General features: G+C 36.2%; 1 protein-coding gene. It reads left to right on the forward strand.

Features of this window, described 5'->3' with window-relative positions; translation table 11 throughout:
• Nucleotides 1-117 precede the first annotated feature (117 nt).
• Entirely contained in the window at nucleotides 118-1,686 is a 1,569-nt protein-coding gene (locus tag V7083_RS20790; protein ID WP_335481515.1) for an IS1182 family transposase, read from the forward strand.
• Nucleotides 1,687-1,787: the final 101 nt, after the last annotated feature.

A 1,787-nucleotide genomic window follows, 5' to 3' on the forward strand; every position in this document is an offset into this window, starting at 1 on the left:
CCGGTGAAATTTTACGACGAGTAAAATTCCATCGGCTTTAATTTTTTCAATAAAAATAAGGACCACTTCTGATAAAATTAAGTTACCACACAAAATCCATCAGAAAGAAGTGTCCTTATGTTTAAAAATTATATCATGAATCAGTTAGTTTTGCCTTTAGATTTAGAAGTAAAATTACAAAATAATGATATTGCCTTCCATGTCCATCATTTAGTTGAAAGTATCCCACATGAAGCGTTCGAGCCATTTCTTCGAAATGAGGGATGTCCTGCCTACCATCCACGCATGATGCTTAAAATTATTTTATGTGCCTACACGCAATCTGTCTTTTCAGGTCGCAAAATTGAAGCCCTACTAAAAGACAGTATCCGTATGATGTGGCTAGCTCAAGGACATGAACCCAGCTACCGCACAATCAATCGATTCCGTGTTCAATCAGAAGTGAAAGATTTAATACGTCAATGTTTTGTCCAATTCCGTTGCCAATTGATTGAAGAAAAACTTATTGATCAAGAAGCGGTTTTTATTGATGGTACAAAGATTGAGGCAAATGCTAATAAGTTTACGTTTGTCTGGAAGAAATCAATTGAGAAATATCATCAAAGTTTAATTGAAAAGTCAAACCAGCTATACAATGAGCTACTCGAGAACGAAATCATCCCTGAAATTGAACGTGAAAGAGATGAACAGTTATCATTGGAAGAACTTACAGAATTGTGTCAAAAAGCGGACGATATCGTAACCACGTATGATAAACAAATAGAAGCATCAACAGACGTTCCAGAACGAAAAGCTTTAAGAGGTGAACGCAAATACCCGAAACAAGTGCGTAAACAATTGATTGATTTTGTCTTACGAAAACAAAAATATCAACAAGACTTTGAAATCTTTGGCGCACGAAATAGCTATTCTAAAACAGATCCTGATGCGACCTTTATGCGAATGAAAGATGATTATATGAAAAACGGACAATTGAAAGCTGGTTACAATGTACAAATTGCAACAGAAGGTCAATACACGCTTGCCTATAGTTTATTTTCAAACCCAACGGATACAAAAACGTTAATTCCTTTTTTAGATGAGATCGAGCAACATTATTTCGAGTTACCGAAGAACATTGTCGCAGATGCGGGTTATGGTAGTGAACAAAACTATAATGATATCCTTGCCAATAGAAAACGAGAAGCACTTATTACGTATAACCTCTATTTGAAGGAGCAAAAGAAAAAGTACAAACAAAACACATTTAATCCAGACAACTGGAAGTATGATATAGAAACAGATACCTATACATGCCCTAATCAAAAACGGCTTGAATTTCAATATCATTCTATCCGAAATGACCGAACAGGCTTTGAACGGGAGTTCAAAATCTATGAATGCGAAGACTGTTCAGAATGCCCCTTCCGTTCATCATGCACAAAAGCAAAAGAAGGCAACAATCGAAAATTAATGGTGAATGAAAAATGGGAACAGCAAAAAGAATATGTAAGAGAGAAGCTTTCAGAAGAGAAAACGAGTGCCCTCTATCGAAAACGCAAAATCGATGTGGAACCAGTTTTTGGATTCTTGAAGGCTAATTTGCGTTTCACTCGATTTTCTGTACGAGGCAAATCGAAGGTAGAAAACGAAATGGGCCTCGCGTTAATGGCCGTGAATTTAAGAAAATTCACGGCCAACAATTAGGATAATAGAAGAATATCCACACAATAAAAGAGAAAGGTGAATTTGAGTATGCTCAAATTCACCTTTCTCTTTATTTGAAGCTAGTTATGTCCCAGCCCCTT

Source organism: Bacillus sp. JJ1764 (genome assembly GCF_036962145.1).
Classification (GTDB): Bacteria; Bacillota; Bacilli; order Bacillales; family Cytobacillaceae; genus Neobacillus.

What these genes read in the sequence shown, in the direction of transcription:
- V7083_RS20790 (WP_335481515.1), top strand. Translation starts at nt 118, where the DNA reads ATGTTTAAAAATTATATCATGAATCAGTTAGTTTTGCCTTTAGATTTA.